Genomic DNA, 16,593 nt, shown 5'->3' with positions numbered 1-16,593 from the left:
ATCTAAGTTAAAGAGGAAGTCTCCGTGCCAAGATCATTGAAAAAAGGTCCCTTTATTGACCTGCACCTTCTCAAGAAGGTGGAAACTGCAGCCGCTGCAAATGATCGTCGTCCAATTAAAACTTGGTCGCGTCGGTCGATGATTAGCCCAGATATGGTGGGTTTAACTATCGCTGTTCACAACGGTCGTCAGCATGTTCCCGTTTTGATCAACGAAGAAATGGTTGGACATAAACTAGGTGAATTCGCGGCCACTCGTACTTACCGTGGTCACGTAGCAGATAAAAAGGCGAAGCGTTAATTTAAACGCATCGTAAGGTGAGATTGATGGAAGTAGCAGCTAAATTACGCGGCGCAAGATTATCGGCTCAGAAAGCACGTCTAGTTGCCGATCAAATTCGCGGAAAGGGCGTTGAAGAAGCATTAGATATTCTTGCTTTTAGTCCAAAGAAAGGTGCAGAAATTGTTAAGAAGGTGCTCGAGTCTGCGATTGCAAACGCCGAGCACAATGAAGGCGCTGATGTTGATGAGCTTCGTGTATCCACTATTTTTGTGGACGAAGGCTTAACCATGAAGCGTATTAGACCAAGAGCGAAAGGTCGTGCCGACCGTATTTTTAAACGCTCTTGCCACATTACAGTTAAAGTAGCTGACCAATAAGAGAGCGGGCGATATGGGTCAAAAAGTTCATCCAACAGGTATCCGACTGGGCATCGTTAAGAAGCACACTTCTACATGGTATGCAGATAGCGATGAGTACGCAGATAAGCTATACACCGATTTGACGGTACGTGAGTTCATTCAAAAGCAACTTGCTCACGCGTCAGTAAGCCGAATTCAAATCGAGCGTCCAGCGAATACAGCGCGCGTTACCATTCACACTGCTCGCCCCGGTATTGTGATCGGTAAAAAAGGCGAGGACGTTGATGTATTGCGAGCTGAAGTCAGCAAGCGTATGGGTATTCCTGTACACATCAATATCGAAGAAATTCGTAAACCTGACTTAGATGCCTCTTTAGTTGCACAGAGTGTAGCGTCTCAATTAGAGCGTCGAGTTATGTTTCGTCGCGCAATGAAGCGAGCGGTTCAAAACGCTATGCGTCAAGGCGCTGAAGGTATTAAGATTCAAGTAGGCGGCCGTTTAGGTGGTGCAGAGATTGCGCGTTCTGAATGGTACCGCGAAGGCCGAGTGCCTTTGCATACATTGCGTGCCGATATCGACTACGCAACTGCCGAAGCATCTACAACTTATGGAATTATCGGCATTAAAGTTTGGATCTTCAAAGGTGAAGTGATTGGCGATATGCCACAGCAAGAAGCTGCACCTAAAAAGAAATCCAAAAAAGCTGAATAACCCAACTGAGATTGAGTAAAAAGGGCTAACCGATGCTGCAACCCAAACGTACGAAATTTCGCAAGCAAATGAAAGGCCGCAATCGCGGTCTGGCCCAGCGCGGGTCAAAAGTTAGCTTTGGCGAATATGCTTTGAAAGCGACCGGTCGTGGTCGCATAACTGCGCGCCAAATCGAAGCGGCGCGTCGTGCAATGACTCGTCACGTAAAACGTGGCGGTAAGATCTGGATTCGTGTCTTTCCAGATAAGCCAATTACCAGTAAGCCCTTGGAAGTTCGTCAAGGTAAAGGTAAGGGTAATGTTGAGTACTGGGTTGCGCAAATTCAACCTGGAAAGGTGCTCTATGAAATGGAAGGTGTTTCCGAGGAACTAGCTCGTGAAGCATTTGGTTTGGCGGCCGCGAAGCTGCCTTTAAGTACAACTTTTGTAAAACGATCGGTGATGTGATGAAAGCGTCAGAGCTTCGCGATAAGTCGACAGAAGAACTCAATAAAGAGTTGTTAGAGCAATTAGAAGCACAGTTTAAGTTGCGTATGCAGCAAAACACTGGGCAGCTTAACCAAACTCATGAGTTGAAACAAACTCGTCGAGATATTGCACGTATTAAAACCGTATTGAGTGAGAAGGCAGGTAACTAATGACTGAGTCTACTACTGCTAAGCAAGCGCGTACCCAGATGGGTAAAGTTGTTAGCGACAAGATGGAAAAAACCATTACCGTTCTTGTTGAACGTCGCGTTAAGCACCCAATTTACGGTAAGTACGTAACTAAATCTACCAAAGTAAAAGCTCATGATGAAGCAAATGAGTGCAAGATTGGTGACACAGTTACTATTGAAGAATCTCGTCCTTTGTCTAAAGACAAAAGCTGGCGCCTAGTTCGTATCGACGAGCGCGCGACCGAGATTTAATTTTAAGAATTTGAGCAAGGCATAGTCGAGATTAGCGGAGACCGGCAATGATTCAAACAGAAAGTTACCTAGAAGTTGCAGATAACAGCGGTGCACGCCGTGTTATGTGTATCAAGGTGTTGGGTGGGTCTCACCGACGCTATGCCTCGGTTGGTGACGTAATTAAAGTGACCGTTAAAGAAGCAATTCCACGTGGCAAAGTAAAAAAAGGCCAAGTGATGAAAGCGGTTGTTGTACGCACTAAGAAAGGTATTCGTCGACAAGACGGCTCATTGATTAAATTCGATGACAACGCTGCGGTATTGTTGAATAACCAAGAAGCGCCAGTAGGTACACGTATCTTTGGCCCGGTTACTCGTGAGCTTCGCGGTGAGAAATTCATGAAAATTATATCGTTGGCCCCAGAAGTACTTTAATAGCTACCGGTGGGATCGAGGAAAAGGTAATGAGCAAAATTAAACGTGATGATGAAGTTATCGTGATCGCAGGCCGAGACAAAGGCAAGCGCGGCAAGGTAACTAAAGTGCTTTCCGATAATCGTCTATTGGTTGGTGGTATTAACTTAGTTAAGAAACACCAAAAGCCAAACCCACAAATGGGTGTTGCTGGCGGTATTATCGAGAAAGAAGCGCCTATACAGATTTCAAACGTCGCTATTTTCAATCCATCGACTAATAAGGCTGATCGAGTGGGTTATAAAGTAGAAGACGGCAAGAAAGTACGTATCTTCAAATCGTCAGGCGAGCAGTTAGGCTAATAGCAACTGCGGTTATTGAACGCTTTTAAACTGGATTACAGAAATGGCAAGGTTAAAAGACAAGTACCAAAACGAACTGAAAGCCCAGCTTAAAGATGAGCTTGGCGTGAAGAACGTGATGGAAATTCCAAAGATCACCAAGATCACTATCAATATGGGTGTTGGTGAAGCAGTCGGTGACAAAAAAGTTCTTGAGAACGCGGTTGGCGACTTGGAAAAAATTGCGGGTCAAAAAGTTGTTGTAACTAAAGCTCGTAAATCTATCGCTGGATTTAAGATTCGTGACGGTTGGCCAATTGGTGCAAAAGTTACATTGCGTGGCGACCGCATGTACGAATTTCTTGATCGTCTGATCTCTATCGCGATCCCTCGAATTCGTGACTTCCGCGGCATCAGCCCTAAGCAGTTTGACGGTCGTGGTAACTTCACAATGGGTGTTAATGAGCAAATCATTTTCCCAGAGATCGACTACGACAAAATTGACAAGTTACGTGGCATGGATATTTGTATTACCACGTCTGCGCGCAATGACGAAGAAGGTCGTGCATTGTTACGTGCGTTTAACTTCCCATTCCGCAACTAATTAAAGTAAATACGGCAAGGTATTAACTATGGCTAAAAAATCGATGATTGCTCGCGAGAATAAGCGCGCAAAGACAGTTGCCAAATACGCAGCTAAGCGTGCTGAGCTAAAAGCTATCATTGTTGATCCCAACTCGAGTGAAGATCAAGTTTGGGATGCGTTGGTTAAACTACAAAAACAACCACGTAACGCAAGTTCGTCGCGCCAACAGCGACGCTGTCGTGTTACTGGTCGTCCACACGGTGTTTACCGCAAGTTTGGCCTATGCCGTAACAAATTACGTGAAGCCGCGATGCGTGGTGATGTCCCAGGCTTAGTCAAGGCAAGTTGGTAAGCCAAAGGCTGCCCATAGGAGCAAATATTATGAGTATGCAAGATCCAGTAGCCGATATGCTCACCCGCATTCGAAATGCGCAGCAAGTAGGCAAAACTACCGTAGATATCCCAGCTTCAAAATTGAAAGTAGCGGTAGCTAACGTATTGAAAGAAGAAGGTTACATTGAAGGTGTTGCCGTTAGTGAAGACGCTAAGCCGGTAATCACAATCGAACTTAAATACTTCGAAGGCAAGCCAGTTATTGCTGAAATCGATCGTGCAAGCCGTCCTGGACTACGTAACTACGCAGGAAAAGAAGGGTTGCCTTCGGTTCGTGGCGGTCTAGGTATTGCGATCGTTTCAACAAGTAAGGGTGTAATGACCGACCGTGCAGCTCGTGCTGCAGGCGTTGGTGGCGAAGTGCTCTGCACAGTATTCTGATTTAGAACGGATAAAGCAAAATGTCTCGAATTGCCAATAGTCCAGTACCAGTACCTGGTGGTGTGGAAATCACTATGAAAGGCCAGGAAATTTCTGCAAAGGGCAAGAACGGTAACTTAGCGTTGACCGTTCACACCAGTGTAGAAGTTGTTCAAGAAGGCGCCGAGCTGAAGTGTTCTGCTCGTGATGGCGCAAAGCAATCTAAAGCGTTGGCGGGAACTATGCGTTCTTTGATCAACAATATGGTTGTGGGTGTTTCAGAGGGTTTCCAAAAAACCTTACAGTTAAACGGTGTTGGTTACCGCGCTAAAGCAAGCGGTAAAACATTGAATTTAACGTTGGGCTTTTCACACCCGGTAGACTATGAGTTGCCAGAAGGCGTAACGGCGGAAACTCCTAGCCAAACGGAAATCGTATTAAAGAGCGCTGACAAACAATTGTTAGGGCAAGTAGCAGCTGAAGTGCGCGCGTTTCGTCCACCAGAGCCATATAAAGGCAAGGGTGTACGCTATGCTGACGAATACGTAAGACGTAAAGAAGCGAAGAAAAAGTAGGGTAGCGAAATGATTGATAAGAAACAGTCTCGTTTACGACGTGCACGTCGAGCCCGCGCAAAAATTCGCGAGTTAGGTGCAAATCGGCTGACTATCCACCGCACTCCTCGTCACATGTATGCGCAAGTGACTACCGGTGCTGGTGATAAAGTGGTTGCAAGTGCCTCTACACTCGATAAAGAGTTACGTAGTGGTCAAACCGGTAATGTTGAAGCAGCAACTGCGGTTGGAAAGCTGATCGCTGAGCGTGCAAAATCCGCCGGTGTTACTGAAGTTGCGTTTGATCGTAGCGGTTTTAAATATCACGGTCGTGTTAAGGCACTGGCTGATGCAGCTCGCGAAGCTGGTCTCCAATTCTAACGGCTACGGCACATTGAAAGGCTAAATAAAGACTATGGCATTTAACAAGAAAGAAGATCCTAATACCGAAGGCCTCCAGGAAAAACTGGTTCAGGTCAACCGTGTTGCGAAAACTGTTAAAGGTGGTCGTATTTTCGGTTTCACTGCACTGACTGTGGTTGGTGACGGTAATGGTAAAGTCGGTTTCGGTCGTGGTAAGGCACGTGAAGTTCCATTGGCAATTCAAAAGGCTATGGAATCCGCGCGTCGAAACATGATCCAGGTAGATCTTAATGGCGATACCATCCAGTATCCAATGAAAGGTCGCCACGGCGCTTCCAAAGTGTTCATGCAACCTGCATCTCAAGGTACTGGTGTTATTGCCGGTGGTGCAATGCGTGCTGTCCTCGAGATCGCTGGAGTTCAGAACGTTTTGGCAAAATGCTACGGTTCAACTAACCCAGTAAACGTTGTTCGAGCAACCTTCAACGCGCTAAAAACAATGGCTTCTCCAGAATCTGTTGCACTTAAGCGTGGCAAGAAGGTCGAAGAGATTACTAACTAAATCACTCTTTTAATTTTTTAAGTAAAGATAGCGCTATGGCTAAGAAAAAAATTAAAGTGACTCAAATTAAGAGCACTGCGGGCCGATTGAAAAATCATAAGGCGTGCGTAGCAGGTTTGGGTTTGCGTCGTATTGGTCACACTGTAGAAGTTGAAGATACTCCATCAGTACGTGGCATGATTAATACAGTTCACTACTTGGTCGCGGTAGAGGGGGAGTAAATGAAACTCAATACATTGAGCCCAGCACCTGGCCATAAAAAAGATGCGAAGCGTGTCGGACGAGGTATCGGTAGCGGTTTGGGTAAAACTGCAGGCCGTGGTCATAAGGGTTTGAAAGCTCGCTCTGGCGGTTCAGTTAAGCCAGGTTTTGAAGGCGGTCAGATGCCTTTACGTAAGCGCTTGCCTAAGTACGGCTTTACCTCACGCGTTGGCCGTGTTGTTGAAGAAGTGCGCTTGTCTGAGCTGAACAAAGTGAACGCAGACGTCATCGATCTCGCTGCACTTAAAGAAGCAGATATCATCAGAGAGAATACTCTACGCGCTAAAGTATTTCTTTCAGGTGAGCTTTCAAAAGCAGTAACCGTAAAAGGCCTTGGTGTAACCAAAGGTGCAAAGGCTGCGATTGAAGCTGCTGGCGGTAAAGTCGAAGAATAATCACTGCGATCTTGGCGGTAAGAGGCACATATGGCTAAACCAGGCATGCAGCCCGGAATGAAATCAAAAGGATTAGGCGAGCTTTGGGCTCGCCTACGTTTTGTATTGCTCGCCATTTTGGTGTACCGATTAGGTACCCATATACCTGTTCCTGGTATTGATCCGGATCAGGTAGCAGCGTTATTCAATCAGCAACAAGGTACCATTCTAGGCATGTTTAACATGTTTTCAGGTGGTGCTTTCGAGCGTATGAGTATCTTGGCGCTCGGCATTATGCCGTACATTTCTGCGTCAATTATCATGCAGATAATGACGACTGTTACTCCTTCTCTTGAGCAATTGAAGAAGGAAGGCGATGCTGGTCGTCGAAAAATCAATCAGTATACGCGTTATTTCACTGTGCTACTGGCAACTGTTCAAGGCTTCGCAATGGCTATGGCTTTCCAAGGCCAAGCTTATATAGGCGGCTTTGCATTTTTGTTCATAGCGACCATCTCATTAGTTACCGGTGCGGTATTTATGATGTGGTTAGGTGAGCAGGTAACAGAGCGAGGTATCGGTAATGGTATTTCGTTACTAATTTTTGCAGGGATCGTCGCAGGTCTACCATCTGCGGTCGGTCAGATGCTGGAAAGCTGGAAACTTGGAACACTCAATATCTTCTGGGTTTTGTTCACTGTAGGTGCAGCGATCGGGTTGATTTGGTTTGTGGTATTTATGGAGCGTGGACAACGGCGCATTACCGTAAATTACGCGAAGCAGCAAAAAGGTCGTCAAATGATGGCTGCTCAAACCAGTCATTTACCATTAAAGGTAAACATGGCTGGAGTAATCCCTGCAATTTTTGCGAGCAGTATTTTGTTATTCCCTGCGACCATAACATCGTGGTTTTCGGAGGGAAGTGATGGAGCAGTCGGCAATTTGTTGAATGATATAGCTTTTGCTATTGGCCCTGGCCAACCGCTCTACCTGATCTTGTTTACGGCATTTATTATTTTCTTCTGCTTCTTCTATACAGCGTTGATGTTCAACCCAAAAGAAGTGGCAGATAACCTGAAGAAGTCCGGTGCTTATGTACCCGGGATCCGTCCTGGTGACCAAACGGCTAAGTACATCGATTCGGTGTTAACGCGTTTGACGGTTGTAGGCTCGATTTATATTGCTGGCGTTTGTCTTTTGCCACAATTTTTCATTAACACCTCAGGTGTGCCTGTTTATCTTGGTGGCACGTCTCTGTTGATTGTAGTGGTTGTTGTGATGGATACCTTTTCTCAGGTTCAGTCACATTTAATGTCTTCTCAGTATGAATCGCTGATGAAGAAAGCGAATCTGAAAGGCTACGGAGCGGGTGTTACTCGCTAGCCAAGCGATTGCGAATTTCCTGAAGTAAGTTCCTAGAGAGATTAAGAACATGAAAGTAAGAGCTTCCGTTAAAAAGATGTGCCGCAATTGCAAGTTGGTACGTCGTAAGGGTGTTGTTCGCGTAATTTGTAGCGCGGAGCCTCGCCACAAGCAGCGTCAAGGCTAAATTTCGCACTTTTAGGCATCTCAAGGGCCTAAGTAGTTGATTTTTTCATGCTTTATCGCTATTCTTGCGCGCCTTTTTGGGGTGCGAAGGATTTAATATTGATCAGTATTGCTCGGCCAAGCCCGCGAACTGAACTAAAAGATTGAAAATGTAACGATCTCGCACCGAGATTTGATTGGAGAAAGTCGAATGGCCCGTATCGCCGGTGTCAATGTACCCGATAACAAACATGCCGTAATTGCGTTGACCTACGTATATGGCGTTGGACGCACGACAGCAAAGCAAATCTGTGCGGCAACAGGCATCAATGAATCAACAAAGATCTCTGAGCTCTCAGAAGAGCAAGTTGATGAGATTCGAAATGAAGTCGCAAAGTTGACTGTTGAAGGTGACTTGCGTCGAGAAGTTTCAATGAACATCAAGCGTTTAATGGACCTGGGTTGTTTTCGCGGTATCCGTCATCGTCGAAACCTACCTGTTCGAGGTCAACGCACTAAGACGAATGCGCGAACCCGTAAAGGTCCACGTAAGCCAATTAAGAAATAGTAACTATATCAAAGACTTATCTACCCGCTAGACAAGTAGCGCCTAGGTTAGGAAAAAGATAAATGGCAAAGCCCAGCAAGCAAACCACCCGTAAAAAGGTGAAGAAAACCGTAGTCGATGGCATCGCTCATGTGCATGCCTCGTTCAACAACACCATTGTGACCATTACTGATCGCCAAGGTAATACCCTATCTTGGGCTACTGCTGGTGGTTCAGGTTTCCGCGGTTCACGTAAGAGCACTCCTTTCGCTGCCCAGGTTGCAGCAGAGCGTGCTGGTGAAGCCGCTAAAGACTATGGATTAAAGAATCTAGACGTAGAAGTTAAAGGCCCTGGCCCTGGTCGTGAGTCAGCCGTTCGCGCGCTTAACTCCATAGGCTATAAGGTTACAAATATTACTGACGTGACGCCGATTCCACATAATGGCTGTCGCCCACCGAAAAAACGTCGTGTGTAAAGAGGACTCACTGAATGGCACGTTATAGAGGACCCCGCTGTAAGTTATCACGCCGTGAAGGAACAGACCTGTTCTTGACGAGTGGTGTGCGTCCAATCGAATCAAAGTGTAAAGCTGAAACTGCGCCTGGCCAACATGGCCAACGTCGTGGCCGTTTATCTGACTACGGTGTTCAGCTTCGCGAAAAACAAAAAGTTCGTCGTTTGTACGGCGTATTGGAAAAACAGTTCCGTAGCTACTATAAAGAAGCAGCACGTCGCAAAGGCGCGACAGGTGAAAACCTGCTTAAGCTATTGGAATCACGCTTAGATAACGTAGCTTACCGTATGGGTTTCGGATCAACTCGCGCTGAAGCACGTCAATTGGTTTCACACAAAGGTATCTTGGTAAACGGCAAGACAGTAAATGTTGCGTCCTATCAGGTACAGGAAGGCGACATAGTCGCTGTTCGCGAGCGTGCTAAGAAGCAACTTCGCGTGCAGAACGCTTTGGCAGTTGCTGGAAACCGAGGTGATGTAGAGTGGATCGACGTAAATGCATCGAAAATGGAAGGCACTTACAAGCGCGTTCCAGATCGCGGCGATTTACCTGCTGAAATCAATGAGAACCTCATCGTAGAGCTTTACTCTAAGTAATCGCTCTATATAGGGATAATCAATTACAGGTGTGGCTATGCAAAGTGCTGTTAATGAATTTTTAACCCCACGTCATATTGACGTAACCGAAGCCAGTCAAACCCGAGCAAAAGTTGTGCTAGAGCCACTTGAGCGAGGCTTTGGTCACACATTGGGTAATGCGTTACGACGTATTTTGCTGTCCTCTATGCCCGGTTGTGCAATCACCGAAGTAGAGATTGACGGTGTTGAGCACGAGTACGGTGCGATCGAAGGTGTTCAAGAAGACGTTATTGAGATTCTTCTTAACCTAAAAGGCGTCGCCGTAATCATGCACGGTAAAGATCAAGCCACCTTGCGTTTGACCAAGAAAGGCCCTGGTGCTGTAACTGCTGCAGACATCCAAGTTGATCACGAAGTAGAAATTAAAAACCCTGAGCATGTTATTGCAAACATCAACACCGATGTTGAGCTTAACATGACGTTGACTGTTAACCGTGGTCGCGGATACCAGCCAGCCGATGCACGTTACAGTGATGATGACGAATCTCGCGCGATTGGCCGTCTTCAATTAGACGCGTCATACAGCCCAGTTCGTCGCGTAGCATACAATGTTGAAAGTGCTCGTGTTGAACAGCGCACTGATCTCGATAAGTTAGTTTTGGACTTAGAAACTAACGGTACTATCGATCCTGAAGAAGCGATTCGTCGTGCAGCAACAATTCTTCAACAACAGCTAGCTGTGTTCGTTGATCTCGAAGGCGAGAAAGAAGCTGAGCCAGAGCAGAAAGAAGAAGAAATTGATCCAGTGTTGCTTCGTCCAGTTGATGATCTTGAGTTAACTGTGCGTTCAGCGAACTGCTTAAAAGCTGAAAATATTTACTACATCGGTGATTTGATTCAACGCACCGAAGTTGAGTTACTTAAAACCCCGAACTTAGGTAAAAAGTCACTCACTGAAATTAAAGACATCCTCGCTTCACGTGGCTTGTCATTGGGAATGCGTTTAGAGAACTGGCCACCTGCTAGTTTGAAAAACGACGATAAATTAGCGCCTTAATGTAGACGGTAATACCGTTTCATTTAGAGATCGGATATTAAAGGTAACAAATCATGCGTCATCGTCACAGTGGCCGCCAGCTAAACCGAAATAGTTCTCACCGTAAAGCCATGTTCCGTAACATGGTTACGTCGCTAGTTGAGCACGAGTTAATTAAAACCACTTTGCCTAAAGCAAAAGAGTTGCGCCGTTATGCGGAGCCACTAATCACTTTGGCAAAAGAAGACACTGTTGCTAACCGTCGTTTGGCGTTTTCTCGCCTTCGCAGTAAAGAAGCGGTAGGTAAATTGTTCTCTGACTTAGGCCCTCGTTATGAGTCTCGCCCAGGTGGTTACTTACGTATCCTTAAGTGCGGTCTCCGCACTGGCGATAAAGCACCAATGGCTTATGTAGAGTTGGTCGATCGTAACCAGAAAGTTGCTGAGCCAGACGCAGAAACTGAATCAGCCGCTGAATAAGATCAATGCAGTTTATGTAAAAACACCGGCCGAGAGCCGGTGTTTTTGTATATAGGGGGTATTACTTCCTGCTCAATTCGCGGCTTTTAGTGCTGCTGCTTATGATACCAATAAGGCTAGGGACTTGGCGGTTCGTGCCAGTGGCATGGCAGACCGTTGGACTCTGGCTAGTATCAGCGCACCTTCAATAGCGCTCAAGATAAACTCAGCGTAGTCTTCTGCTTCAGTATCGCCTCTACCTTTATTCTTCAAAAAACATTCGATAATCCTAAGCCATTCGTTAAAGATTTTCTCACAGGAAACTGTGATATTGGGTGAATTAGGCGCGCATTCTAATAATACGGTTGTGATAGGACAGCCTTCTGTAAATGCTGAGTCATGCATCCAGCCAGATAGCAAACTGCAATATTCGCTAATAAATTCTTCAGGGCTAGTAGCGTTGTTGGCAAGGTCTTTTAAAGTGATTGACACTTTATTGCCTGCAACTTCTAAACATTCGCATGCGAGTTGTTCTTTACCAGCTGGAAAGTAGTGGTACAACGAGCCCTTGGGGGCACCACTCAGGGAGAGTATGTCGTTCAACCCTGTTGCTGCATAGCCTTTGGTTCTAAACAGCTTGATGGCGGTATTGACTAGGTTGTCCCGGTGCTTTGCGGCATTCGCCATAGTGGCCTCTCGACTATATGCTGACGTAGATATTATAGTAAATGGTCTAGATGTTTGCTCTGTTATATTGACCGGTCTGTAGTGACTGGATCAGCTAAGCGTCACGATTGCTCAATACGATAGTAATTGATAGGATGCGCACCCTCTGCGAGCCGACATGGGGTGCTTTTAGCAATGTCCTATCGTTAGCGCGGTTCGCCTGCATTAAATTTACCCTCCCTATGAACCCACCTCCTCGAACCGGGGATAGACTTAGACTGCCTGGTGTATGACATGCTGCAAACTGTAAAAAGAGATTGGCTTTCTAACATCAAGGGTGATTTGCTTGCCGGAACTGTCGTTGCGCTTGCATTGATTCCTGAAGCGATAGCGTTTTCCATCATAGCCGGTGTCGACCCCCAGGTTGGACTATATGCGTCGTTCTGCATCGCAGTCGTCGTTGCATTTACAGGAGGTAGACCGGGTATGATATCAGCCGCAACAGGCGCTATGGCTTTGTTGATGGTTACGTTGGTAAAGGAGCACGGGTTGCAGTATCTATTCGCCGCGACACTACTAACAGGTGTGCTTCAAATAGTTGCCGGGTATCTTAAGCTGGGCGATTTAATGCGATTTGTGTCACGTTCGGTTGTTACTGGGTTTGTAAATGCGCTGGCGATATTAATCTTCATGGCTCAGCTCCCAGAGCTCACCAATGTGACTTGGCACGTCTATGTCATGACCGCTGTCGGCTTGGGTATTATTTACTTGTTCCCGTTGATCCCCGTCATCGGTAAGGCGTTACCATCGCCGTTGGTCTGCATTGTTTCCTTAACGGTTTTTTCTATGGTGGTGGGCCTGGATATTCGTACGGTTGGTGATATGGGCCAACTGCCCGATACATTGCCGATTTTCCTTTGGCCTGAAGTGCCAATCAATTTAGATACATTATTGATCATTCTTCCTTACTCTATTGGATTAGCCGTCGTGGGTTTGCTCGAGTCAATGATGACAGCCACTATCGTGGATGACTTGACTGATACGCCAAGCGATAAAAACCGAGAGTGCCGCGGACAGGGTATCGCGAATATTGGCTCCGGTTTGCTTGGCGGAATGGCTGGCTGCGCAATGATTGGCCAGTCAATTATTAATGTTAAGTCCGGCGGGCGAACACGATTATCGACACTTACCGCAGGTCTTTTGCTAATCATAATGGTGGTATTTTTGGATGAATGGATAGGCCAAATTCCGATGGCGGCACTGGTAGCAGTCATGATTATGGTCTCTATTGGAACCTTTTCTTGGGATTCTTTACGCAACCTAAAAACTTATCCCTTGTCGAGTAACATTGTGATGCTAGTCACTGTAGGAGTTGTCGTCGCTACCCACAACCTGGCTATTGGCGTATTTGTTGGCGTGTTGTTGGCCTCGTTGTTTTTTGCCAATAAAATTGGCCGGTTTATGGTGGTTAAAAGTGAACTATTGGAACAGCCTAGTGGGCGACGTTATCGTGTAGTTGGGCAGGTTTTCTTCGCATCGGCAGATGAGTTTGCGCGCGCATTTGATTTTCGTGAAGCCGTTGAACATGTCATCATTGACCTGTCGGAAGCGCACTTTTGGGATATCACCTCAGTTTCTGCACTGGATAAAGTTGTCATCAAGTTTCGACGCGAAGGTACTCAAGTTGAAGTGGTGGGAATGAATCAGGCTACAGCAACTGTGGTCGACAAATTTGGTGTTCATGATAAACCCGAAGAAGTCGAAAAGTTAATGGCTGGACACTAAGAAGCTACTGTGTAGGTGAAAAAATAATGAATAATGTTGTCGCTTGTATTGATGGTTCCCCGAGTGCGCTAGGCGTTTGCGATGCAGCTGCATGGGCAAGTACTCGACTTGATGCGCCACTCACTTTATTACACGTGCTGGAAAAGTCTAGTACGCCCGACCAGGATAATTTATCTGGCGCGATAGGTTTGGGAAGTCGTGAACATCTATTGTCTGAGTTAACCGAGCTCGATGAAAAGCGAAGCCGCTTAGCGCTTGAGCATGGCAAGCACATGCTCGCTGATGCGAAAGATAGGGTGCAAAAGCAGGGTGTGGTTAAGGTAGAAGAAGTACAACGCCATGGTTTCGTACTGGATACGATACTTGAAATGCAACATGCAACGCGCTTACTGGTAATGGGGCGTATGGGTGAAGATCATACGCAAGGGCAAGTTGCTTTGGGGTCTCACCTGGAAAATGTTGTTAGGGCAGCTAGCAACCCGATCCTTGTCAGTGTCGGAGAATTTAATGCTCCTCGTAACTATATGCTTGCTTATGATGGTAGCGAAACAGCAAACAAGGCTATTGAGCGGGTTGCGGCTAGTCCTTTGCTTCGAGGTTTGGAGGGGCACCTAGTGATGGTTGGTGAAGCGGAATCCGATCGGCTTGAGCCCGCTAAACTATTGTTAGAGCAACATGGGCACTCGGTGACAAGTTGCGTTCTCAAAGGAGATATTGCCGATGCATTGCATCAGTACCAAGAAGCTCACAGGATAGAGATGTTGGTGATGGGAGCTTATGGGCATTCGCGCATTAGGCAGTTTTTTGTAGGAAGCAATACGTCTAAGATGGTTACCGAAAGCACGGTTCCTATTATTTTGCTCAGATAGCTCACATCTAATTGTCTATCAAGTTACTCCTTATCATCTGAATCAAGACTAAAGTTCTCGGGAATAAAGACCTCAGCAAAGGGTGGTTTCATTAAAGCACCGGTTGGTTGAATGCCAAACAACGCGCTATAGGACTTGGAGAAGTGAGCGGAGCTAGCAAATCCTGATTCAATGGCGGCTTCGGTGACGCTGGCCCCACCACTTAGGTGCATGATCCCTACAAATAAACGATGTCGGAGACGGTAGCGCCGAATGGGTATACCAATTTGGCTTTTGAATAGTTTCAGTAGCCTAGACTCCGATAAAAACACTTCTTCCGCCAGTACTTTCACTGGCAGGTTCTCTTTGACCGTCTCGCGTATACGTTGCATCACCTTGATGATTCGCGGATCAAAATGAAATATCTCTTGCCCTTCATGCTCAGTGGGTATTAGTGCTTTTTCGAGAATAGACTCCGCTTCTTCTGCACTTGGTTTTCGGCTTCGTAAGCGTAGAAATGCGTCAATAATATCCTGCTCGTATTGGTGGTTATAGTAAGCGTTTGAAACTTCAGGCGCTTTATCCTGCATCAACAACTCATTGACGAAATAGTCTTGGCCTATTGGGTCTAACCAGCAAATTGCGATGATGGCGTTGGTTGTATCGACGTGTTCCATCAACACGGGCGTCCCAGCACGCATCAATATACTCCGAGTTTCGATAGGTGCCTCTCCAGGAGGGTTAAAAATAATCTTGCCCTCCAGCGCGATCACTAATTGATCCGCGGGGGTTTCGTATTCTCTAAGAGGGACAAATTGCGTGCCGAGGTAAAGTCGGCGATTTTTCCATATGTAGATTACAGGACAGGTTGGAGTCGTTTCGCTCATTCTTATTCTTCTGTGGTAGCGGTAATAGCCAAATCAAGCTGTTCCGCGTGATGTATATCGTGAACACATTTGATTCCGGATATCGGAATATACCTCAGCCGGGAAGAGAGTCAAGGAAAGCGCGTGTGGCTCTGGGGAAAACGAAGTGGTTTTTGGATAGGGGGGAAAGCTAATGGCGCTGGCGGCTAAAAGCCACCAGCCGATGCTCGACTGCGTAAGGTCGTAGTCGGATACTCGTTGAACGCATCAACACCGTGCGCTTTGGTCTGCGCCCATAGGCTTTCTATTAGCGGCTGTATATTTTCAAGTTCCCCTTGCGAGATCCATTCACAGAGTGCTTTGGCAACATTGGGATACTCTACTTGTTTGGCTTCGAATTCACTGAGCCAACGCCGGGTAGCTTCAACGTCTAGCTGTTTTATGGGCTGTCCGAGGCCTAACTGCTCTAGCGCCAATGCATTCGATAGCTGCTCCATTTGGCCATGTAGCGGCTTGGCTAATATCTTTTTCCCTAACGCAATGGCTTCACTCGCTAGTTCAAACCCTGCATTTGAGATGACACCGTTGCAGCGCAACAGATCCTTTTGAAAACCCTCGCGAGAAATCGGGTTCATCGTGATGTGGTTTTCAATGGTTTGCTCGGTAAAATGCCCGTAGAACAAAAATTGGTAGTCTGACAATGGGCGCAAGAGATTCAGCACATCGTCGACGGACTCAAATGGCAAATAAACTACTATGACTTTCTCATCAATAGTAATCACGTCGTCCGCGACGTCGACAATGGGAGGGAGAATCGGTTGTCCAAAATGGTACCAATGCATCCCGATGTTGTAGGTAGTCGGTGCAAACTGGCGCATCACCATACGAGTGAACGGGTTATCGCCGGTTTTCGGAATGGCGTAGTCAAAAGCATATTGGTGGCCTAAACCAAAACACGGTTTCTTTTGTCGCTTAGCAGCCCAGGCCGTAACAGGCTCAAAGTCTGTGAGAATTAAATCATAAGGTGATAAGTCGAGCTCATTAATATCGTGCCAAAACTGGCGAGGTTTTAAATTGAGCGCAGTATCAAACGTTTTAACCTTGCCCTGTTTGACCTCAAACGTCATTCCTTCACGACGCTGCCATTGCCCAAAAGGCTCCATGTCGTTAAATTTATCCAAAGGCCGACCGGTAAAAATAAAGTCGGTGTCTAACCCGAATTCGGCAAGGTGTTTTACCATGCCTCTAGCGCGTGTAATATGCCCGTTGCCTGTACCTTGCACGCCATACAAAACTTTCAATGTCTGCCTCTTTTT

The 16,593-nt window shown here is 46.4% G+C and carries 28 protein-coding genes; 25 read left to right on the top strand and 3 right to left on the bottom strand.

Translation table 11 applies throughout. The annotated features are described in order from the left end of the window. Positions 1-24: 24 nt before the first annotated feature. The 23 genes from rpsS (at position 25) to rplQ (ending at position 11,133) form a co-directional block, all read left to right on the top strand. Entirely contained in the window at positions 25-300 is a 276-nt protein-coding gene (gene rpsS, locus ACZ5NB_RS13070; RefSeq protein ID WP_460234909.1) for a 30S ribosomal protein S19, read from the top strand. A gap of 26 nt (positions 301-326) precedes the next feature. Next, complete coding sequence (gene rplV, locus ACZ5NB_RS13065; protein WP_460234910.1) at positions 327-659, top strand: 50S ribosomal protein L22; 333 nt, start codon at positions 327-329, stop codon at positions 657-659. Between the two features lie 13 nt (positions 660-672). Beyond that, entirely contained in the window at positions 673-1,353 is a 681-nt protein-coding gene (rpsC, locus tag ACZ5NB_RS13060; protein WP_460234911.1) for a 30S ribosomal protein S3, read from the top strand. Positions 1,354-1,385: 32 nt separating this feature from the next. Next, positions 1,386-1,799 carry a 50S ribosomal protein L16 gene (gene rplP / locus ACZ5NB_RS13055; RefSeq protein WP_460234912.1) on the top strand — a complete coding sequence of 138 codons (414 nt, stop codon included), beginning with the start codon at positions 1,386-1,388 and terminating at the stop codon, positions 1,797-1,799. Next, on the top strand, positions 1,799-1,990 hold the full coding sequence (gene rpmC / locus ACZ5NB_RS13050; RefSeq protein ID WP_460234913.1) for a 50S ribosomal protein L29: 192 nt from the start codon (positions 1,799-1,801) through the stop codon (positions 1,988-1,990). Before rplP ends, rpmC begins: the two co-directional genes overlap by 1 nt. Continuing rightward, the gene (rpsQ, locus tag ACZ5NB_RS13045) at positions 1,990-2,262 is read left to right on the top strand and encodes a 30S ribosomal protein S17 (RefSeq protein ID WP_460234914.1); all 273 of its coding nucleotides are present in this window, start codon (positions 1,990-1,992) and stop codon (positions 2,260-2,262) included. The genes rpmC and rpsQ overlap by 1 nt, the downstream gene beginning before the upstream one ends. Before the next feature lie 47 nt (positions 2,263-2,309). After that, positions 2,310-2,678 carry a 50S ribosomal protein L14 gene (gene rplN / locus ACZ5NB_RS13040; RefSeq protein ID WP_460234915.1) on the top strand — a complete coding sequence of 123 codons (369 nt, stop codon included), beginning with the start codon at positions 2,310-2,312 and terminating at the stop codon, positions 2,676-2,678. Between the two features lie 29 nt (positions 2,679-2,707). Beyond that, positions 2,708-3,019 carry a 50S ribosomal protein L24 gene (gene rplX / locus ACZ5NB_RS13035; protein ID WP_460234916.1) on the top strand — a complete coding sequence of 104 codons (312 nt, stop codon included), beginning with the start codon at positions 2,708-2,710 and terminating at the stop codon, positions 3,017-3,019. A 43-nt stretch (positions 3,020-3,062) separates the two neighbouring features. Then, positions 3,063-3,602, top strand: a complete 540-nt coding sequence (rplE, locus tag ACZ5NB_RS13030) for a 50S ribosomal protein L5 (protein WP_460234917.1) — start codon at positions 3,063-3,065, stop codon at positions 3,600-3,602. Between the two features lie 28 nt (positions 3,603-3,630). Further along, entirely contained in the window at positions 3,631-3,936 is a 306-nt protein-coding gene (gene rpsN / locus ACZ5NB_RS13025) for a 30S ribosomal protein S14 (RefSeq protein ID WP_460234918.1), read from the top strand. A 29-nt stretch (positions 3,937-3,965) separates the two neighbouring features. Then, on the top strand, positions 3,966-4,358 hold the full coding sequence (gene rpsH / locus ACZ5NB_RS13020; protein ID WP_460234919.1) for a 30S ribosomal protein S8: 393 nt from the start codon (positions 3,966-3,968) through the stop codon (positions 4,356-4,358). Positions 4,359-4,378: 20 nt separating this feature from the next. Further along, the gene (gene rplF / locus ACZ5NB_RS13015; protein ID WP_460234920.1) at positions 4,379-4,912 is read left to right on the top strand and encodes a 50S ribosomal protein L6; all 534 of its coding nucleotides are present in this window, start codon (positions 4,379-4,381) and stop codon (positions 4,910-4,912) included. 9 nt (positions 4,913-4,921) lie between these two features. Continuing rightward, entirely contained in the window at positions 4,922-5,272 is a 351-nt protein-coding gene (gene rplR, locus ACZ5NB_RS13010; RefSeq protein ID WP_460234921.1) for a 50S ribosomal protein L18, read from the top strand. Between the two features lie 34 nt (positions 5,273-5,306). Next, positions 5,307-5,816 (top strand): 30S ribosomal protein S5, encoded by a 510-nt coding sequence (gene rpsE / locus ACZ5NB_RS13005; protein WP_460234922.1) that lies wholly within the window; start codon positions 5,307-5,309, stop codon positions 5,814-5,816. Between the two features lie 35 nt (positions 5,817-5,851). Next, entirely contained in the window at positions 5,852-6,037 is a 186-nt protein-coding gene (gene rpmD, locus ACZ5NB_RS13000) for a 50S ribosomal protein L30 (protein WP_460234923.1), read from the top strand. After that, positions 6,038-6,472 (top strand): 50S ribosomal protein L15, encoded by a 435-nt coding sequence (rplO, locus tag ACZ5NB_RS12995; RefSeq protein WP_460234924.1) that lies wholly within the window; start codon positions 6,038-6,040, stop codon positions 6,470-6,472. Positions 6,473-6,502: 30 nt separating this feature from the next. Beyond that, a complete protein-coding gene (secY, locus tag ACZ5NB_RS12990; RefSeq protein ID WP_460234925.1) occupies positions 6,503-7,834 on the top strand; it encodes a preprotein translocase subunit SecY in 1,332 nt (443 codons plus the stop codon). A 49-nt stretch (positions 7,835-7,883) separates the two neighbouring features. After that, positions 7,884-8,000: a 50S ribosomal protein L36 gene (gene rpmJ / locus ACZ5NB_RS12985; RefSeq protein ID WP_460234926.1), complete on the top strand. Its 117-nt coding sequence runs from the start codon at positions 7,884-7,886 to the stop codon at positions 7,998-8,000. A gap of 189 nt (positions 8,001-8,189) precedes the next feature. After that, positions 8,190-8,546 (top strand): 30S ribosomal protein S13, encoded by a 357-nt coding sequence (rpsM, locus tag ACZ5NB_RS12980; protein ID WP_460234927.1) that lies wholly within the window; start codon positions 8,190-8,192, stop codon positions 8,544-8,546. Positions 8,547-8,608: 62 nt separating this feature from the next. Next, positions 8,609-9,001, top strand: a complete 393-nt coding sequence (rpsK, locus tag ACZ5NB_RS12975) for a 30S ribosomal protein S11 (RefSeq protein WP_460234928.1) — start codon at positions 8,609-8,611, stop codon at positions 8,999-9,001. 14 nt (positions 9,002-9,015) lie between these two features. After that, positions 9,016-9,636 (top strand): 30S ribosomal protein S4, encoded by a 621-nt coding sequence (gene rpsD / locus ACZ5NB_RS12970; RefSeq protein WP_460234929.1) that lies wholly within the window; start codon positions 9,016-9,018, stop codon positions 9,634-9,636. Between the two features lie 37 nt (positions 9,637-9,673). Then, positions 9,674-10,675, top strand: a complete 1,002-nt coding sequence (locus ACZ5NB_RS12965) for a DNA-directed RNA polymerase subunit alpha (RefSeq protein ID WP_460234930.1) — start codon at positions 9,674-9,676, stop codon at positions 10,673-10,675. A gap of 53 nt (positions 10,676-10,728) precedes the next feature. Continuing rightward, complete coding sequence (rplQ, locus tag ACZ5NB_RS12960; RefSeq protein ID WP_460234931.1) at positions 10,729-11,133, top strand: 50S ribosomal protein L17; 405 nt, start codon at positions 10,729-10,731, stop codon at positions 11,131-11,133. A gap of 99 nt (positions 11,134-11,232) precedes the next feature. Here the strand turns inward: rplQ and ACZ5NB_RS12955 are convergent, their stop codons facing one another. Beyond that, positions 11,233-11,799, bottom strand: a complete 567-nt coding sequence (locus tag ACZ5NB_RS12955) for a TetR/AcrR family transcriptional regulator (RefSeq protein WP_460234932.1) — start codon at positions 11,797-11,799, stop codon at positions 11,233-11,235. Between the two features lie 273 nt (positions 11,800-12,072). Here ACZ5NB_RS12955 and ACZ5NB_RS12950 point away from each other — a divergent pair, with 273 nt between their 5' ends. Both ACZ5NB_RS12950 and ACZ5NB_RS12945 read left to right on the top strand, forming a co-directional pair. Further along, positions 12,073-13,563: a SulP family inorganic anion transporter gene (locus ACZ5NB_RS12950; protein ID WP_460234933.1), complete on the top strand. Its 1,491-nt coding sequence runs from the start codon at positions 12,073-12,075 to the stop codon at positions 13,561-13,563. Positions 13,564-13,589: 26 nt separating this feature from the next. Next, positions 13,590-14,432, top strand: coding sequence for a universal stress protein (locus tag ACZ5NB_RS12945; protein WP_460234934.1), 843 nt, complete (start codon positions 13,590-13,592; stop codon positions 14,430-14,432). 23 nt (positions 14,433-14,455) lie between these two features. Here the strand turns inward: ACZ5NB_RS12945 and ACZ5NB_RS12940 are convergent, their stop codons facing one another. After that, complete coding sequence (locus ACZ5NB_RS12940) at positions 14,456-15,298, bottom strand: helix-turn-helix domain-containing protein (protein ID WP_460234935.1); 843 nt, start codon at positions 15,296-15,298, stop codon at positions 14,456-14,458. Between the two features lie 185 nt (positions 15,299-15,483). After that, positions 15,484-16,578 (bottom strand): MJ1255/VC2487 family glycosyltransferase, encoded by a 1,095-nt coding sequence (locus ACZ5NB_RS12935; RefSeq protein WP_460234936.1) that lies wholly within the window; start codon positions 16,576-16,578, stop codon positions 15,484-15,486. Positions 16,579-16,593: the final 15 nt, after the last annotated feature.

The organism is Aurantivibrio plasticivorans, assembly GCF_055392955.1.
The sequence above is the reverse complement of the archived record's forward strand: the minus strand, read 5'-3'. Positions and strand labels throughout refer to the sequence as shown.

What these genes read in the sequence shown, in the direction of transcription:
- ACZ5NB_RS12965 (WP_460234930.1), top strand. Translation starts at nt 9,674, where the DNA reads ATGCAAAGTGCTGTTAATGAATTTTTAACCCCACGTCATATTGACGTA.
- rplX (WP_460234916.1), top strand. Translation starts at nt 2,708, where the DNA reads ATGAGCAAAATTAAACGTGATGATGAAGTTATCGTGATCGCAGGCCGA.
- rpmJ (WP_460234926.1), top strand. Translation starts at nt 7,884, where the DNA reads ATGAAAGTAAGAGCTTCCGTTAAAAAGATGTGCCGCAATTGCAAGTTG.
- rplR (WP_460234921.1), top strand. Translation starts at nt 4,922, where the DNA reads ATGATTGATAAGAAACAGTCTCGTTTACGACGTGCACGTCGAGCCCGC.
- rpsK (WP_460234928.1), top strand. Translation starts at nt 8,609, where the DNA reads ATGGCAAAGCCCAGCAAGCAAACCACCCGTAAAAAGGTGAAGAAAACC.
- rpsE (WP_460234922.1), top strand. Translation starts at nt 5,307, where the DNA reads ATGGCATTTAACAAGAAAGAAGATCCTAATACCGAAGGCCTCCAGGAA.
- ACZ5NB_RS12945 (WP_460234934.1), top strand. Translation starts at nt 13,590, where the DNA reads ATGAATAATGTTGTCGCTTGTATTGATGGTTCCCCGAGTGCGCTAGGC.
- rplQ (WP_460234931.1), top strand. Translation starts at nt 10,729, where the DNA reads ATGCGTCATCGTCACAGTGGCCGCCAGCTAAACCGAAATAGTTCTCAC.
- rpsM (WP_460234927.1), top strand. Translation starts at nt 8,190, where the DNA reads ATGGCCCGTATCGCCGGTGTCAATGTACCCGATAACAAACATGCCGTA.
- secY (WP_460234925.1), top strand. Translation starts at nt 6,503, where the DNA reads ATGGCTAAACCAGGCATGCAGCCCGGAATGAAATCAAAAGGATTAGGC.
- rplE (WP_460234917.1), top strand. Translation starts at nt 3,063, where the DNA reads ATGGCAAGGTTAAAAGACAAGTACCAAAACGAACTGAAAGCCCAGCTT.
- rpsD (WP_460234929.1), top strand. Translation starts at nt 9,016, where the DNA reads ATGGCACGTTATAGAGGACCCCGCTGTAAGTTATCACGCCGTGAAGGA.
- ACZ5NB_RS12950 (WP_460234933.1), top strand. Translation starts at nt 12,073, where the DNA reads ATGCTGCAAACTGTAAAAAGAGATTGGCTTTCTAACATCAAGGGTGAT.
- rpsQ (WP_460234914.1), top strand. Translation starts at nt 1,990, where the DNA reads ATGACTGAGTCTACTACTGCTAAGCAAGCGCGTACCCAGATGGGTAAA.
- rpsN (WP_460234918.1), top strand. Translation starts at nt 3,631, where the DNA reads ATGGCTAAAAAATCGATGATTGCTCGCGAGAATAAGCGCGCAAAGACA.
- ACZ5NB_RS12940 (WP_460234935.1), bottom strand. Translation starts at nt 15,298, where the DNA reads ATGAGCGAAACGACTCCAACCTGTCCTGTAATCTACATATGGAAAAAT.
- rplN (WP_460234915.1), top strand. Translation starts at nt 2,310, where the DNA reads ATGATTCAAACAGAAAGTTACCTAGAAGTTGCAGATAACAGCGGTGCA.
- ACZ5NB_RS12955 (WP_460234932.1), bottom strand. Translation starts at nt 11,799, where the DNA reads ATGGCGAATGCCGCAAAGCACCGGGACAACCTAGTCAATACCGCCATC.
- rplF (WP_460234920.1), top strand. Translation starts at nt 4,379, where the DNA reads ATGTCTCGAATTGCCAATAGTCCAGTACCAGTACCTGGTGGTGTGGAA.
- rplO (WP_460234924.1), top strand. Translation starts at nt 6,038, where the DNA reads ATGAAACTCAATACATTGAGCCCAGCACCTGGCCATAAAAAAGATGCG.
- rplV (WP_460234910.1), top strand. Translation starts at nt 327, where the DNA reads ATGGAAGTAGCAGCTAAATTACGCGGCGCAAGATTATCGGCTCAGAAA.
- rplP (WP_460234912.1), top strand. Translation starts at nt 1,386, where the DNA reads ATGCTGCAACCCAAACGTACGAAATTTCGCAAGCAAATGAAAGGCCGC.
- rpmD (WP_460234923.1), top strand. Translation starts at nt 5,852, where the DNA reads ATGGCTAAGAAAAAAATTAAAGTGACTCAAATTAAGAGCACTGCGGGC.
- rpsH (WP_460234919.1), top strand. Translation starts at nt 3,966, where the DNA reads ATGAGTATGCAAGATCCAGTAGCCGATATGCTCACCCGCATTCGAAAT.
- rpsC (WP_460234911.1), top strand. Translation starts at nt 673, where the DNA reads ATGGGTCAAAAAGTTCATCCAACAGGTATCCGACTGGGCATCGTTAAG.
- rpmC (WP_460234913.1), top strand. Translation starts at nt 1,799, where the DNA reads ATGAAAGCGTCAGAGCTTCGCGATAAGTCGACAGAAGAACTCAATAAA.